General features: G+C 42.4%; 14 protein-coding genes and 1 other annotated feature. Of the genes, 1 reads left to right on the top strand and 13 read right to left on the bottom strand.

What is annotated here, in order from left to right:
* Window positions 1-19 precede the first annotated feature (19 nt).
* The 11 genes from trxA to zapA form a co-directional block, all read right to left on the bottom strand.
* Window positions 20-334 carry a thioredoxin gene (trxA, locus tag H4683_RS07640; RefSeq protein WP_192598261.1) on the bottom strand — a complete coding sequence of 105 codons (315 nt, stop codon included), beginning with the start codon at window positions 332-334 and terminating at the stop codon, window positions 20-22.
* 136 nt (window positions 335-470) lie between these two features.
* Window positions 471-1,448 carry an electron transfer flavoprotein subunit alpha/FixB family protein gene (locus H4683_RS07635; protein ID WP_192598260.1) on the bottom strand — a complete coding sequence of 326 codons (978 nt, stop codon included), beginning with the start codon at window positions 1,446-1,448 and terminating at the stop codon, window positions 471-473.
* 223 nt (window positions 1,449-1,671) lie between these two features.
* Window positions 1,672-2,445 (bottom strand): electron transfer flavoprotein subunit beta/FixA family protein, encoded by a 774-nt coding sequence (locus tag H4683_RS07630; RefSeq protein ID WP_192598259.1) that lies wholly within the window; start codon window positions 2,443-2,445, stop codon window positions 1,672-1,674.
* A 25-nt stretch (window positions 2,446-2,470) separates the two neighbouring features.
* Window positions 2,471-3,244: an enoyl-CoA hydratase gene (locus H4683_RS07625; RefSeq protein WP_192598258.1), complete on the bottom strand. Its 774-nt coding sequence runs from the start codon at window positions 3,242-3,244 to the stop codon at window positions 2,471-2,473.
* A gap of 37 nt (window positions 3,245-3,281) precedes the next feature.
* Window positions 3,282-3,863 (bottom strand): TetR/AcrR family transcriptional regulator C-terminal domain-containing protein, encoded by a 582-nt coding sequence (locus tag H4683_RS07620; protein WP_192598257.1) that lies wholly within the window; start codon window positions 3,861-3,863, stop codon window positions 3,282-3,284.
* A 94-nt stretch (window positions 3,864-3,957) separates the two neighbouring features.
* Window positions 3,958-5,655, bottom strand: a complete 1,698-nt coding sequence (locus tag H4683_RS07615; RefSeq protein ID WP_192598256.1) for an AMP-binding protein — start codon at window positions 5,653-5,655, stop codon at window positions 3,958-3,960.
* A gap of 230 nt (window positions 5,656-5,885) precedes the next feature.
* Complete coding sequence (locus tag H4683_RS07610) at window positions 5,886-6,299, bottom strand: DUF350 domain-containing protein (RefSeq protein ID WP_192598255.1); 414 nt, start codon at window positions 6,297-6,299, stop codon at window positions 5,886-5,888.
* A 109-nt stretch (window positions 6,300-6,408) separates the two neighbouring features.
* Window positions 6,409-8,766, bottom strand: a complete 2,358-nt coding sequence (locus H4683_RS07605) for an endonuclease MutS2 (RefSeq protein ID WP_192598254.1) — start codon at window positions 8,764-8,766, stop codon at window positions 6,409-6,411.
* Window positions 8,767-8,782: 16 nt separating this feature from the next.
* A complete protein-coding gene (gene polX, locus H4683_RS07600) occupies window positions 8,783-10,489 on the bottom strand; it encodes a DNA polymerase/3'-5' exonuclease PolX (protein WP_192598253.1) in 1,707 nt (568 codons plus the stop codon).
* A 124-nt stretch (window positions 10,490-10,613) separates the two neighbouring features.
* A complete protein-coding gene (locus tag H4683_RS07595; RefSeq protein ID WP_192598252.1) occupies window positions 10,614-11,153 on the bottom strand; it encodes a CvpA family protein in 540 nt (179 codons plus the stop codon).
* 9 nt (window positions 11,154-11,162) lie between these two features.
* Complete coding sequence (zapA, locus tag H4683_RS07590) at window positions 11,163-11,462, bottom strand: cell division protein ZapA (protein WP_420826549.1); 300 nt, start codon at window positions 11,460-11,462, stop codon at window positions 11,163-11,165.
* A 560-nt stretch (window positions 11,463-12,022) separates the two neighbouring features.
* Between zapA and rnhC the strand changes: the two genes are divergently transcribed.
* The gene (gene rnhC / locus H4683_RS07585; protein WP_192598250.1) at window positions 12,023-12,958 is read left to right on the top strand and encodes a ribonuclease HIII; all 936 of its coding nucleotides are present in this window, start codon (window positions 12,023-12,025) and stop codon (window positions 12,956-12,958) included.
* Window positions 12,959-13,000: 42 nt separating this feature from the next.
* Here rnhC and pheT read toward each other — a convergent pair whose 3' ends face one another.
* Both pheT and pheS read right to left on the bottom strand, forming a co-directional pair.
* Window positions 13,001-15,412, bottom strand: a complete 2,412-nt coding sequence (gene pheT / locus H4683_RS07580) for a phenylalanine--tRNA ligase subunit beta (RefSeq protein WP_192598249.1) — start codon at window positions 15,410-15,412, stop codon at window positions 13,001-13,003.
* Between the two features lie 12 nt (window positions 15,413-15,424).
* Window positions 15,425-16,462, bottom strand: coding sequence for a phenylalanine--tRNA ligase subunit alpha (gene pheS, locus H4683_RS07575; RefSeq protein WP_192598248.1), 1,038 nt, complete (start codon window positions 16,460-16,462; stop codon window positions 15,425-15,427).
* Window positions 16,463-16,503: 41 nt separating this feature from the next.
* Window positions 16,504-16,734 (bottom strand) — a binding site (T-box leader).
* Between the last annotated feature and the right edge of the window lie 301 nt (window positions 16,735-17,035).

Raw genomic sequence — 17,035 nt, 5'->3', positions numbered from 1 at the left:
CGGTTAGGATTTCTTTTCCTTATGCGTGTTTTTCGATTAATTTTGCAAGTGCTTCTTTTGGTTGGAAACCAACAACTTTATCTACAGGCTCTCCGTCTTTAAATAGAACGAGAGTAGGAATTGACATAATGCCGAATTTCCCTGCCGTTTCCTGATTATTGTCAACATCTACTTTGACAATCGTTGCTTTGCCTTCGATTTCTCCGCTGAGTTCTTCAAGAACCGGAGCAATCATTTTGCAAGGTCCGCACCAAGGTGCCCAAAAGTCTACAAGGACTAGTCCTTCTTTAATGTTGTCTCCAAAAGTTTGATCTGTTCCAGTAATAATAGCCATATGAAAATTTCCTCCTTTGATGAATAACTCTACCGATATTATAGCATGCACCCATACCTCGGGCTAACTATATGCCCGAGAATAAAGGCTGGGCTAGAAGTCAGCAAACACCGACTTCCAACTCAGCCTTATCCACTTAATCAGTTCGTTTTAATTTTTTTATTTCTTCAATCATCATTGGAATAACTTCGAATAAGTCACCAACGATGCCGTAATCTGCCACTTTAAAAATCGTTGCTTCAGGATCTTTGTTAATCGCAACGATTACTTTCGAGTTGGACATGCCCGCCATATGCTGGATAGCACCGGATATACCTGCTGCAATGTATAAGTCTGGAGTTACAACTTTACCCGTTTGTCCGATTTGTAGTGAGTAATCGCAGTAATTTGCATCACACGCACCACGGGAGGCACCAATTGCTCCACCTAAAAGGGTCGCCAATTCTTGTAACGGCGCAAATCCTTCCTCACTCTTCACACCACGACCACCTGCAACGACAACTTTCGCTTCCGATAAGTCAACACCTTCTGTCGATTTACGGACAACTTCTGCAATGATTGTACGAAGGTTGGTAATGTCAACCGATACCGATGATTTATCACCTGAGCGGCTTGTATCATGATTAAGTGGTGCAATATTATTAGGACGAATTGTGATGAAAAGAAGTCCATTTTTGTTTTTCACTTTCTCAAATGCCTTTCCAGAATAAATCGGGCGGATGAATACTGCATCATCTCCTTCTCCTTCAATAGCCGTCACGTCTGAAATAAGTCCAGATGCAAGTTTACTAGCAATTTTAGGAGAAAGATCTTTCCCAAGAGCTGTATGCCCGAAAACAACGGCTTCTGGATTTTCCTGTTCGTAAACGGCCATGAACGCCTGGCTGAAACCATCTGATGTATATTGTTTTAAATGTGGATGTTCAACAGTGATAACACGGTCAGCCCCGTAATGAATCATTTCATCCGCTAATGACTGGACAGCGTCGCCGAGCAATACCCCTACTACTTCTCCGCCACCAGAAATCTTTTTCGCTGCCGCAATCGCTTCAAACGAAACGTTACGTAATGCACCTTCTCTTGCTTCCCCAAGTACTACTACTTTTTTAGTCATGAAATGTTCCTCCTATTTCAAATCAAATGCGCCTCGGCGTATTTGTTGCGTCCAGATTTTGAATTGAGCTTGCTCAATTCAAAATCTGTGACATCCGCCGGAGGCTTTAACTTTATTCAGCCGATGTTTGAACCCCATTGAATTGTCTACGGTTTTTGCATTCACCTTGCCAATTATTAAAGTGGGAGGCTTCAGCTGAATGAAGTTAAGAATTCTAATTGAATTAAATTACTTTCGCTTCTGTATTAAGTAAATTCACAAGTTCTTTCACCTGATCCGCAACGTCACCTTCAAGAATACGTCCAGCTGCTTTTGCTTGTGGAAGATAGATTTCGATTGTTTCTGTTTTCGCTTCCACTTCATCCTCGTCTAGGTCGAGATCATCAAGTTCCAGCTCCTCAAGCGGCTTTTTCTTCGCTTTCATGATTCCTGGAAGTGAAGGATAACGTGGCTCATTGAGACCTTGTTGCGCCGTTACAAGTAGCGGCAACGATGTTTCGATTGTTTCCGAATCTCCTTCAACATCACGAATGATTTTGACGGAAGTTCCATCGATTTCAAGATTCGTAATTGTCGTTACATAATTAATGCCGAGTAACTCAGCAACGCGCGGACCGACTTGGCCTGACCCGCCATCGATTGCCACATTTCCAGCTAGAATCAAATCTACTTCTTTGTCTTTTAAATATTCCGCGATGATCTTTGCAGAAGTATATTCGTCCATCTCATCAAGATCGTCTTCAGTGTTGATAAGGACCGCTTTATCGGCACCCATTGCAAGTGCAGTACGCAGTTGTTTTTGGGCTTCGTCGCCACCAATTGTAATAACTGTAACTTCACCTTCATGTGCGTCGCGGACTTGGATTGCTTCTTCAATCGCATATTCGTCATAAGGGTTGATGATGAACTCCGCACCGTCATCAGCAATTTTACCGTTCGAAACCGTAATCTTCTCTTCTGTATCAAATGTACGTTTTACTAAAACATAAATATTCATCTTGCAGACCTCCTCAACTTTTTGATTATTGTCCTTTAAAAACAGGTTGGCGTTTTTCAAGGAATGCTTGAATTCCTTCTTTAGCATCTTCAGAAACGAAAACTTCACCGAATGAATTCGATTCCGCTTTCACACCTTCATAATAAGAAGAATGCTTTGAATACTGTAACATATCAAGTGCAGCCTTCACCGCAACAGGACTTTTCTTTGCGATTTTTTTCGCGATTTCCATTGTTTTTGGAAGTAATTCTTCATCCGAAAAAGCTTGATTGGCAAGCCCCAAACGGACTGCTTCCTCTCCCGTGATTGGATCACTCGTCAAAAGCATCTCAGTAGCTTTAGCCATTCCAACATAACGTGGAAGTCGTTGTGTGCCCGCGAACCCAGGGATGAGGCCCAATTGCAATTCCGGTAATCCCAACTTCGCTTTTTCCGACACAATACGCATATGACAGCCCATCGCAAGCTCCAATCCGCCGCCAAGTGCCGCTCCGTGAATCGCAGCAATCACTGGTTTGTGAAACGTTTCAAGTCGCTCGAACACTTCTTGCCCACTTGCAGAGAGTTTTGAAAACTCATCACCGGAGGTCACAGATAAAAATTCTTTAATATCCGCTCCAGCAGAGAAAAATTTCCCTTCCCCGTGCAGTACAATAACACGTACCGTTTCGTCGTTCTCCACTTGGTCAAGTAAAGCATCTACTTCCAGTATCAATGCGCGTGAAAGCGCATTTGCAGGGGGTCTGTTGATTGTCGCGATTGCAACACCGTCTTCAATGGCTACGTTCAAAAACTCCATTTCATCCCATCCCTTTCTAGTGGTTGTTCATGAAATCTTAAGCTTTCATCCCATTCATGATGAGCCTATGTACTTCTGGTGACAACTTCATTAAATCATATTTCTGGTCATTCATCACCCATGAAGTAATCGTTTCATCAATTGTTCCAAATACCATTTGCCTAGCGAGACGAATATCTAGCTGTTCGTCAAGTTCGCCATTTTTAATTCCTTCTTTCAAAATCGCATCAAGAAGCACTAAATATTCTTTAAGAACATCGTTAATGCGCATCCGTAACTCTTTATTCGATTGCCGTAGCTCTAGCTGAGTAACAATTGCAAGATGGCGGTCTTCGTGAAGTACACGGAAGTGATTATCGATCATTTCAAATAATTTTTCGGATGTGTTAACATTCTTTTTCAATATAACTTCAACGTTCTCTACAAAAATCGCCATTTTTTCTCTAAATACCGAAATAAGGATATCTTCTTTGTTTTTAAAATAAAGATAGATCGTCCCATCTGCTACACCGGCCTCTTTTGCGATTTTCGAGACTTGGGCTTGGTGGTATCCATTTTCAGCAATGACAATTACAGCTGCATCTACAATTTGCTTATATTTCGGCTTATCCCGTTTCACTTTTTCTATCACCACCAACTAAAAAGAAAATATGAATGAATGATCATTCATATTTTCATAATAATATTTATATGTTCTAAAGTCAAGCATTACATCAGGAAGTGAGTGATTCCCTCTGAACTTTCTTTTTTTCTTCGTCTACGAGTGACCGGCGTAAGATTTTGCCAACTGCTGTTTTCGGTAATTCTGTGCGGAATTCGTATAGTCTCGGAACTTTGAACGCTGCCAAACTCTGGCGGCAATATTTATTTAGTTCTTCTTCGGATACAGTAGTGCCTTCTTTTAAGACGATATAGGCTTTAACAGTTTCCCCTCTATAGGGGTCTGGTATACCTGCAACTACACACTCTAAAATCGCTTCATGTTCGTAGAGGATTTCTTCAATCTCGCGTGGGTAAATATTAAAACCACTTGCTATAATCATATCCTTTTTTCGATCTACTACATAGAAATAACCTTTATCATCCATATAACCAAGATCTCCGGTCATGAACCATCCATCACGGAAAGTACGTTCCGTGTCTTCAGGTCGGTTCCAGTAGCCTTTCATTACTTGAGGTCCCTTTACTGCAATTTCACCGATTTCTCCGTTAGCGAGCGGTTCTGATGATTCCGGGCCAAGTATGCAAGAGTCTGTATCCGGCCACGGAACACCCATGGAGCCTTTTGCTCGTTCTTCCGCCCATAGGAAATTCGCATGTGTTACAGGAGATGTCTCGGTTAATCCATATCCCTCGACAAGTTTTCCACCAGTAACTTTTTCGAATTTCTCTTGCACTTCTAGCGGCAATGCAGCGGACCCACTAATACATGCTTTGATAGAAGATAGATCGTACTTCGCAAGATCAGGGTGATTCAATAAGCCAATGTAAATCGTCGGTGCACCAGGGAATAGCGTAGGCTTTTGTTTATTAATCGTTTTCAAAGCCGTCTCAAAATCAAATTTCGGTATTAGCACCATCTTATTACTTAGCATAACAGAAAGTATAAGGACTGTCGTCATTCCGTAAACATGGAAAAACGGCAAAATACCCATCACTACCTCTTCGCCCTCTTCACACTTATAGAGCCATTCACTACACATTTTGCTATTCGAAATAAGGTTTTCGTGTGACAGCATTACGCCTTTAGGAGGGCCAGTCGTTCCCCCTGTATATTGCAGCAATGCAATGTCTTCATTATAAAGAAATTCATAGTGTACTGGATCTGGTTTTGTTGTCTTCATAATCTCAGTGAATAAATGATTCATGCCCCGATGTTCGACCTTCACCTTAATGCCGTGCTCTTTCTTCTGGATAAAAGGATAGATGAGATTTTTCGGGAATGGTAAGTAATCTTTTATCCCTGTTATAATGACATTTTCCAATTTCGTATCTTTAATGATTCTTGAGATTCTTGGGAATAAAAGATCGAGTGAGATGATTGCTTTTGCACCTGAATCAACTAATTGATATGAAAGTTCACGCTCTGTATAAAGTGGATTGGTCTGTACCACGATAGCACCGGTGTAAAGAATTCCGTAGTATGCGATTGCACTCTGCGGACAATTCGGTAACATAATTGCCACGCGATCCCCTTTTTCAATGCCGATTGACTTCAAATAGTTTGCAAATTTCAGTGACGATTCATGGAATTCCCTGAACGTAATATCTTTCCCTAGAAAATGTATGGCGGTTTTTTCGGGATACTTCGTACTAGACCTCGTAAGTAATTCTTGGATTGGGATCCGTTCATAATCAAGCGTGTTTGAAATTTCGGCAGGATATAAATCCAGCCAAGGCTTCGTTGTCATAGAAAAACCCCTTTCTTCCCCTTATTTAATTCTTAGAATATTCCTATTTCCAATTATAGCGGTAAATGAACACGCTTACAATTAGAATATTAGCTAGATATAAAAAAGATGCCTTGACCGGCACGAAATGGTCAAGGCGTGTTTGATAATAACCAGTAAACTCCTACTAAAACAAATAGAATACAAATGACGAGTAAAATTTTTGATAGTTTCTCCATTTTTAACTACTCCTATGAAATACTTGCTCCTATGACGAATGATAGGCCAACCGATATCATTAGGGATATAAATCCTACAGAACGGTTATCCGCCTCAATTTCCTTATCTATATTAAACTTCGGTGTTAGAAATTCAAATAATAAATAAGCAAAGACGAGTAAAACAAATCCGTACAGTCCCCATCCAATCATTTGAGGTAATGAGTTATGCTGTTCAATTGAGTAGCGAAAAATATTTGCCACCCCAAAAATCTTTCCGCCTGTTGCGAAAGCGACTGCTAAATTCCCTTTACGGATTTCTTCCCAGTTTTTATATTTCGTGACGATTTCAAATAATACCATCGAAACAATCAAACAAAGGACAACGACACTGAAATAGCCCGCTGTTTCCACTAAGGGGTGGCCCCAAAATCCTGATTTCGTCATCGTTAATGCCCCTTTCACGTTCGTTCATTCCTACCTTTACGAATGAAAATGAAAAAGGTTTCAAAAAAACCGAAACTAATTTGAATTTTTATTAAAAAATCGTTTCCTATTATTTTAACTCAACAACAGTGACACCATGTCCACCTTCACCGGCTTCGCCGTATCGATAATTTTTCACTTTGGAATGGGTTTTCAAATACTGTTGAACACCCTGCCTTAATGCACCTGTCCCTTTTCCGTGAATGATTGATACTTGATGGTAATTTGAAAGGATTGCATCATCCAAATACTTTTCAGTACGGATGATTGCATCTTCATACCGTTCCCCTCGAAGATCGAGTTCGAGTTTGACATATGCGTTCCTTCCTTTTACTGAAGCCGAGACTACAGTTTGTTTCTCTTTTTCTGGTTTACTATACTCCAAGCCGCTTTGGTCCAGTTTCATTTTCAGAATACCGATTTGGACAATCCATTCCGTAGGAGACACTTTTTCGATGAGCGTCCCTTTTTGCCCGTAACTAAGTACTTTTACTTCGTCACCCGCTTGGAGAGGTCTTGGTGCAGCCTTCGCTTTGACTGCATTCTTCTTCGCTTCAGCCGGAGATGCCGCCTCAAGCCTTTTGCGGGCTTCAATCAATTCATGCTCTTTCACGTTTGAACCTGCATTCAAACGCAATGCGCGTAACTCAGAGATAACCGCTTCGGATTCACGTCTTGCTTCGTCCACAATTTTTTTCGCTTTTTCTCTCGCTTTTGCTACCATCTGTTCTTTCTTTTCATCGAACTCAGCTAATTTTTCTTCTAATTGACGTTTCAATCGTTCTGTCTCAAGCAAAATCCCATGTGTTTCTTCAGCGTCTTTCTCCGATTGAACACGACTTGTTTCGAGTGATGCAATCATAGAATCGACTTCGCCACGATCGGTACCCGTGAACGTTTTTGCACGCTCAATAACACGTTCCTGTAACCCAAGACGTTTCGAAATTTCAAACGCGTTACTGCGTCCAGGAACGCCAATTAACAGACGATAGGTTGGACTTAATGTGTCGATATCGAATTCCACACTTGCATTAGCTACACCAGGACGATTAAAGCCATATGCTTTTAACTCCGGATAATGCGTCGTCGCCATTACTCTCGCGCCATGCCCGTGTACTTCATCGAGAATCGAGATTGCAAGCGCAGCCCCTTCTTGAGGATCTGTACCGGAACCAAGTTCATCGAAAATAATAAGTGATCGATCATCATATTTCTTGATGATGTCAACGATATTTACCATATGAGATGAAAACGTACTTAGACTTTGCTCAATCGATTGTTCGTCACCAATATCTGCGTAGACAGCGTCGAATACGGCAATTTCTGAACCGTCAAGTGCTGGGATTGGGAGTCCGGCTTGCGCCATCAGTGTGCATAGACCAACCGTTTTCAGTGTAACTGTCTTTCCACCAGTGTTCGGACCTGTAATGACGATTGTCGTGATTTCTTTTCCAAATTCAATTGTATTCGCCACTGCTTCCTCAATCGGCAAAAGTGGGTGTCTGGCTTTTGCTAGACGGATATAGCCTTCATTATTGACGGCGGGCTTGGTACATTTATGTGCAATACCAAATTTCGATTTCGCTAGAATAATATCGATTTCAGACAGTATAGTTACTAGCGTGAATAGATCATGCGCAACTTCCTGCACTTTTGCCGATAATTCAAGAAGAATTTTCTCAATCTCTTCCTGTTCCTTCATTTTCAGATTACGAATTTCATTGTTTGCTTGAACAACCGCATCTGGTTCAATGAACAGCGTCTGGCCAGATGAGGACATATCATGGATAACGCCTCCGTAATGCGATTTGTACTCCGCTTTCACGGGAATAACAAAGCGATCATTGCGAATTGTGACAATCGAGTCTGACAACATTTTAGAGGCGTTTTTGCCACGTGTATAACTTTCTAACTTGTCACGCACACGGCCTTCTTGCATGCGCAGACCTTGGCGAATTGTGCGCAGTGAACTTGATGCGCTATCCACTACATGTCCATTGTCATCGATGGCTCCATTTATTTCATGTTCCAATCCAGTCAAGATAGGGATGGCTTCTTTTTTTGCGATGAAATGCGGGATGGTAATCTCTTCATCCGCTACAATCGCTTCGATGAATTGACGTAGTATTCGGCTCGCGCGAATTGTGTTTGCCGTTTCCATCAGTTCATAGGCACTCAACATGCCACCCATTTGTGCTCGTTTCGCATGGGGTCTAATATCGCTAATTCCACCCATTGGCACATTTCCTCGAACCCGCAGGATGGATAAGCCTTCGTCCGTTTCCTCAAGAAGGCGGACAACTTCATTGTAATCCGTAACAGGTACTAATTTTTCCATATATGAACGTCCGGCATACGATGTGCAATGTGTCGCGACAATATCTCGGATTTTATCGAACTCTAGTGTTTTTAAGACACGGTTTTCCAATGTCTTACACTTCCCTTCATTTCTTTATGATTTCTCGGATGAATTTCTCAAGCGACCATGTATTGATGACCGTTTCTTTTTTTAGCCAAGCTTTCTGACCGTAGTTAACACCCGTTTCCATGTATTTTAATTGATCAATTGCATGGGCGTCGGTATTGATGGCAATATTGACACCCGCTTCTTGCGCCATGATTAAATGCTCTTTTGCAAGGTCAAGCCGATATGGATTGGCATTCAATTCTAGGACCTTCCCGTATTCCTTCGCCCATTCAATCAGTTGTGGAATAGCAGGATTATAACCATCCCTTTGACCGATAATCCGTCCTGTCGGGTGTGCAATCATGTCGACATGTGGATTTTTCATAGCCCTATGGAGTCGCTCCATAATTAGTTCTTGCGATTGGCTAAAGCTTGAATGGATGGATGCGATGACGAAATCCAGTTCTTGTAATAGTTCATCATCAAAATCAAGTGTGGCGTCGGGGAGAATATCCATTTCCGTTCCGCAAAAGATTTCGATGTCATCATACTGTTCATTCAACGAACGGATTTCAGCAATTTGTTCACGTAAACGCTTAGGTGTGAGACCATTCGCCACCTTTAAGTAGTGACTATGATCGGTAATGACCATATGCGAGTATCCTTTTGCGCGACACGCCTCGACCATTTCTTGGATTGAGTACCCTCCATCCGACCATGTGGTATGCATATGCAGGTCTGAACGTATGTCTTCAATTGTGACCAAGCCAGCAATTTCATCCACACGATCGATTTCATGGCTATCCATCCGGAGTGCCGGCGGAATGAACGGCATGCCAAAATGCGCAAAAAATTGTTCTTCGGATTCAAATGTCGTTACAGAACCATCTTCATTCTCCACGCCATATTCACTAATTTTCATCCCTCTAGATTTCGCAATCTGACGCATTCGAACATTATGATCCTTCGATCCAGTGAAATGATGAATTGCCGTTGCAAATTGTGATTCCTTAACGAAACGAAAATCAACATCAATCGCGTCTTCCAAATCCAATGTAACAGATAGTTTCGATTCACCGGCAGCAATCGTCGCAACGAGCGGCAATACTTGAAGAAGCTTATCCCGCACAATTCCTGGTTCGTCCGTTACGATGATGAAATCGACATCGCTACTTTCCTCTTCTGTACGTCGGTAACTACCTGCAACAGAAAAATGCTTTATTTCTTCGATTGTCCGCATCTCTTGTTCAATGAAGGTAACAACCTTTTCTACTTGCCAAATCGGAAACTTCCCAAGGCGTGTCCCCAAAATATCAATTTCACTCAGAATATTTTCTTCAGTCTTCTTACCAAAACCAGCGACCTTACTCACGTCTCCGGCAACACATGCCGCACGGAGCGAATCTACGGAATCGATTCCAATTGCTTCGTGAAGTTTAGCAATCCGTTTGCCGCCAAGACCTGGTAATTTAAGCAGTGGAATTAGCCCTTTCGGTACCGTTTCTTCTAATTCTTGCAGTAAACCGGACTCCCCTTTTTCCATTAAATCTGTAATGACAGCGCCTGTCCCTTTACCGATTCCTTTCAATGCGAGAATATCATCCATTTCGGATAAACTACGTAGATCGAGTTCAAGTACACTGGCGGCTTTTCTAAATGCAGATACTTTGAAATGATTTTCTCCAAGCAACTCCATGTATAATGCGATTTTTTCCAATGTACGGATAATTGTTTTTTTATTCATCATAAGTCCTCCAATTATGAAAAGCATAAGGTGCCGTTGAGCATCTTCCAGCAGGCCTGAAACGACTCAAGGAGTTGACGCCTGAAGTCTAGAAAAAAGCTTCCCTCCAACAAGGGGGAAGCAATCAATTTATATAGATATACCACCATTTTTTTACGGATTCAGATAAAATCGGCGTATGTTCGAACATCGTATTTGCCAGAAGTGAATTGCTTATCATATTCTGAACGAAATCTATCGGGAGCATTGCAATCAGGTAGAGGATAAGGAACATGAGAATATAAAACTCGACAAATCCAAGCATAGCCCCACCAAATCGGGCAATAAAGCCTAATACGGGCAAATACTTCAAGAAATCAAACATCGAAGCAATAAGCTGTAAGCCAAATTTAACAACAAGAAAAATCAAGACAAATGCGAGCAACCGATAAAACGTTTCATCGAGATCCAATTGCTCTATCGTCATGGATAATTTTGAACCCGCCGTCACGCCCGGATATGGAATCCAAAGGACAAACTTTTCCGCAAGTTGTTTATAGTACGTATAAGCAACTACGAGTGCAACGATGAATCCTGTCATATGTATGATTTGTACGATAAGTCCTCGTCTAAATCCTGTTATGAGCCCTCCAAGTAGGAGAAATAGTATTAGTAAATCAAGCATGTAAGTCAGTCAACCCTTCAATTTTCTCAATTCTTCTTCCAACTGTTCAACTTGCTCTTTTAACTTAAGATAATCATGTACACTATTTACGGCGGTGAGCACAGCGATTTTTGTACTGTCGAGATTGGGGTTGTTGGCACTAACTTCCCTCATCCTGTCATCAACTATCGAGGCGACCAGCCGCATATGAGTGCTAGTTTCGGTTCCGACCATCTTATAGGTCTGTCCGTATATATCAACTGCTATGCGCGTCTTCTGCTCGTCTGCCAATAACCTGACCTCCCACGTAAAAACTCTGTTTCTAATCATACCATGAAAGTGATTTAGATGTGAATAATTGAATGCGTAATCCTAACATAATTACCGTTATGGCAAGTTGATTTAAGTGGTTATCGTAATTGAAACCAATCAGCAACTTATGAAATTACAACTCGATGAAAATACGCGAATTGATTCATGCCAGGTTAAAGGCGTTAAGCATGGATTTCCACTTTATTCCGGATGAAGTGAAATCATATCACAATAGAAAATTTTAGTGCAACTATCAGAAAACAAGCTAATAAAAAGACGGATTTCGGAGCAGCTTTCCGTACGTTTAATTGAATAGGAATCCAATATTTCGAATCTACGATACATAATAAAAAGCGAAACAATAATTCGTTTTTAAAAAGACTGCTACCAATGAAGACCTAAATTATTTAGATTCGAAAATTGCCAGCATGATCGCAAAATTTATGATTTGTAATTTCAGGCATAATTGTAGCCACAAGAGTAAAAGGACAAGCAGGAAATTCTCCATTCCATCGGTGAGTATCTTGCTTGTCTTTACTGTATAATCTACAGAATGAATCGGCGAAAGGAAGAGAAGAATGAGTAATAATGTTATTCAAGTAACTCATAAAGAGTTGCAGAAAGTAATGGGTCATTATGCAGCATCCAAAGTCACGCGCAATGCACCCGGCGTCGTCTTTGCGGCGAAACTGGACGATACAGCAATTACGGTATACAAGTCGGGTAAAGTACTGTTTCAAGGCGCGGGTGCGGAACGGGAAGCATCACGTTGGGGAATTACAGAAGGGAAACTTTCACCAGAAAAAGTGAAAACGAAAGGCGATACCCTTCCCGATCGACTTGAAGAGCTATCCGTCCTCGGATCTGATGAAACAGGAACGGGCGACTTTTTTGGTCCTGTAACCGTCGCCGCTTGTTTTGTTCGGGCTGATCAAGTGGAACTTGTACAAGAACTTGGAGTGAAGGACTCGAAATTGCTGACGGATGATCTAATGCGAAAAATCGCGCCGGACCTGCAAGCGACGCTCATCTATAGCGTATTGACGTTGAAAAATGATAAGTACAATGAGATACAGGCTCGCGGCTGGTCTCAAGGGAAAATAAAGGCGCTTCTTCATAATCAGGCGCTTAAGCATGTGCTACGGAAAATGGACGAAGAACAACCAGATTATATTTTGATTGACCAATTTGCAGAACGCGGCATTTATTATAATCATATTAAGGCAGAAAAAGAAATCATACGGGAGAATGTACTGTTTTCAACGAAGGCAGAAGGGCTACATGCTTCTGTTGCTGCCGCCTCGATTATTGCGCGGGTGGCATTTCTTGAGGAAATGGATCGAATGAGCAAAATTGCCGGAATAACACTTCCTAAAGGAGCGGGTGCAAAAGTGGATGAGATAGCTGCTAGGATTTTATTGAAGAGTGGCGAAGAGTCGTTGAAATCGTTGACTAAATGGCATTTTGCTAATGCCGGGAAAGCGAAGAAGATTGCGGCGAGTAAAAGAAAATAGAAAAAGACCGTACTGGATTTATTCCAAGTACGGTCTTTTAATTTACCCTCGAAGCAATGCGCCTGCTTCTGTTGTTAATGCGTTCAGCACTTTTTCATGCGCTTTTACCACTTCTTCGTCAGTCAATGTGCGTTCAGGGTCTGCATACGTTAATGAGAAGGCCAGTGATTTCTTACCGTCCTCTACGTTATCCCCTTCATACAAGTCGAATAATTTTACGTTTTTCAGCAATTTACCACCCGCGCTACGAATCACGTTTTCAAGTGTTCCTGCAGAAGTTTCGCTCGCTACGACGAGTGCGATGTCCCTTGAAATCGATGGGAAACGTGGTACCGGAACGTAAAGTAAAACGTCTGTTTCGATGGACAGTACTTTTTTAAGATTCATTTCCATTGCATAAGTGTTTTTCAAATCGCGTTTTTTCTGTTCTGTTGGATGAATTTGACCAATCAATCCAATTCGTTCACCGTTATGCACAATGTTCGCAGTTCGGCCAGGATGCATGCCTTCGATAGTCGTTTGTTCAAACGATAATCCACCAGCAAGACCTAAGCTGTCCATCATCCCTTCTACAATCCCTTTTAGAACGAAGAAATCAACCGTTTTGGTCTCAGCTTGCCACGCATGGTCCACCCATTTCCCAGTAATAACTGCCGCGACGTGTTCGACTTCCAACGGTAAACCGTCTTCCTCTTCCCCAAGGAATACCGAACCAGTTTCATACAGCGCAACCGAGTCTGTGCGGCGTGCGACGTTGTAGGTTGCCGCTTCGAGAAGATGCGGAATCAGACTTTGACGAAGAATACTGCGATCTTCACTCATTGGCATAAGAAGCTCAGTAACAGGAGCCGTTTCGAGTGCGAAAGCTTGGGCCTGTTCTTTTGAAGTCAATGAATACGTTAGCGCCTGAACTAATCCAGCACCTTCGAGGAAACCACGAACGATGCGACGCTTCGCCTGATAAGGTGACAAACCGCCTGGTATTGATTCAGAAACAGGGAGTGTCATCGGAATTTCATCATAACCATACATTCTTGCAATTTCCTCGATGATATCCTCTTTTATACGCAAGTCTTGTCTGCGTGTAGGCGCATCGATGACTAGCTGACCATTCACTGCTTCTGTGCTAATTTGTAGCCGCTCCAAAATTGATAACATCTCTTCAAGAGAGATTTTCATGCCCAGACGATTGTTGATGTAGTCAGGTGAAACAATGATGCGTTCAGGTGTCTTGTCGAGTTCGTCAATCATGACTGAACCAGCAAGCACTTCCCCACCCGCAATTTCAGATATTAGTTGTGCCGCACGTTCTGCAGCTGCGATAACACGTTCCGGATCGACACCTTTTTCGAAGCGTGTACTTGCATCACTGCGCAGTCCAACTTCTTTCGATGTACGGCGGATGGATGCAGGTGCAAAGTAAGCGGACTCGATAACAACTGTTGTCGTGCCTTCATGTACTTCAGAGTTCAAGCCGCCCATAACGCCTGCGATTGCGACCGGTTCTTTGCCGTTTGTGATGACAAGTTGGTGAGCGTTCAATGTCCGTTCGACGTCGTCAAGCGTTGTGATTTTCTCACCTTCTTCCGCAAGACGGACAATGATTTCTCCTGTTCCAAGACGGTCATAGTCGAATGCGTGGAGTGGCTGACCATATTCCATCAGCACATAGTTCGTGATGTCCACAACGTTATTATGTGGACGTACGCCAGCTGCCATCAAACGATTTTGAAGCCATAATGGAGATTCTCCAATTTTGACGTTCTTCACAACTTTTGCAACGTACATCGGATTGTCCTTCATCGCATCGATACGCAATTTCAATAGATCTTGTGCTTTTTCAGTTGATTCCTTATAAGCAATTTTAGGTAATGCAATTCCTTGGGATAAAATCGCGCCCACTTCATACGCCACACCTAGCATGCTGAGCGCATCCGAACGGTTCGGTGTCAAGTCAAATTCAAGCACCTGATCATCGAGTCCGAGCAATGGAAGTGCGTTTTCGCCAGGAATAGCTGTTTCAGGAAGGACGTAAATCCCTTCTGCATACGCTTTCGGTACGAGTTTCCCTTCAATCGCAAGCTCCTGAAGCGAACAAATCATACCGTTCGATTCCTCACCACGTAGTTTTGCTTTCTTAATTTTAAAATCGCCAGGTAATACAGCGCCCACACGTGCAACAATGACTTTTTGTCCTGCTGCAATGTTCGCTGCTCCACAAATAATTTGTGTTGTTTCTTCCCCAACGTCCACTTGGCAAATATTCAATTTATCCGCTTCAGGATGCTTTACACATTCCTTGACATAACCGACAACAACATTCGTCATGCCCTGTGAACGGTCGATGATGGAATCGACTTCAATCCCTGAGCGTGTTATTTTTTCAGCAAGTTCTTCAGGCTTAATGCCCTCTATATTTACATAATCATTTAACCATTTAGTCGATACGTACATGTCGTTTCCTCCTCACGCTTCTGTCCGATGGAATTGCGATACAAACCGCACGTCATTCGTATAGAAATGACGGATATCTTCCACACCATATTTCAACATCGCAATTCGTTCAGGCCCCATACCGAATGCAAAACCTGATACGACCGCTGGATCATAACCAGCCATTTTCAGAACGTTTGGATGCACCATACCTGCACCCAAAATTTCAATCCAACCTGTTTTTTTACAGACGTTACAACCGTCTCCACCACATTTAAAGCAAGAGATATCCATTTCAACAGACGGTTCAGTGAACGGGAAGAAACTTGGGCGCAAACGAATTTCACGTTCAGTGCCAAACATTTTCTTCGCGAATAAAGACAAAGTCCCCTTCAAATCGCTCATTCGAATATCTTCCCCAATGACAAGACCTTCAATTTGCGTAAACTGATGCGAATGTGTGGCATCATCATTATCGCGACGATACACTTTACCCGGGCAGATAATTTTAATTGGCGCGCCGCCTTTTGCTTCCATCGTCCGCGCTTGAACGGGTGATGTATGTGTACGAAGAAGAATATCTTCTGAAATATAAAACGAGTCTTGCATATCACGCGCTGGATGGCCTTTCGGCAAGTTGAGCGCTTCGAAATTGTAATAATCCTTTTCTACTTCAGGACCTTCGGCGACTTCATACCCCATACTGATAAAGAAGTCTTCGATTTCTTCGACAACACGAGTAAGAGGATGATGGTTCCCCGTGCGTGCAGGACGCCCCGGTAAGGTAACGTCAATCGCCTCTTTAGCAAGCTGTTCGTTGATAGCTTTTTCTTCAAGTTTTGCCAATCGCTCTTCGAGTACTTCCGTCACGGTTTCACGAATGACATTGACAAGTGCCCCCATTTGCGGACGTTCTTCTGCTGGGAGTTTCCCCATTCCTTTAAGAAGATCGGTAATTGGCCCCTTTTTCCCTAAATAAGCAACACGGACTTCGTTTAAATCTTTCAGGTTTGATGCTTCTTTAATTTTCGCAAGTGCACGTTCTTTCAATTCTTTCAGTTGTTGTTCCATTCAAATTCTCCTTTCTGAAATAAAAAAACCCCGCCCCCTATAAAAGGGACGAGGACGACTTCGCGGTACCACCCTGATTATCACGCACGAATGCATGATCTCTCAAATCGGATTAACGGTCCTCTACCGGCACACCTTTACAGCTTGCGCTGGTCCTGGCGGCAGCTCGCGGGGTGAACTTCGACAAACACTTACCCATCTGCGCTTCCAGTCAAGGCGCGGACTCCCTTTCGGCTCGTATGTTATCTACTTTTCCCGGTCAATGCTTTTGTTTATTTGCAATTAAACATTAGTATAACTGATTTCGTTTTGTTCATCAACAGCAAGCTAAATTGATTTTACCTCGATAGACAAAGAAACATCGATTTGGTATACTTACAGTAGAAACAGGATATATTTAAAAAGACCGCTTGACGCGATAACGTCAAGACGGTTATGCAATAGCATAAGGTCGCTTTAAGGGCGATTAGCACACTTTAATAGCGGTAAACCACTCCAATGCTGCTAGGCTCAAGGGTGGTTTACTTTTTTTCTGGTCTTAGTGATAGTTTGATGATGTCAACTACGAGATTT

It is taken from the genome of Sporosarcina limicola, assembly GCF_014873855.1.
GTDB classification, from domain to species: domain Bacteria; phylum Bacillota; class Bacilli; order Bacillales_A; family Planococcaceae; genus Sporosarcina; species Sporosarcina limicola.
Note: the sequence above shows the minus strand (reverse complement) of the source record. Positions and strands in the feature narration are given on the sequence as shown.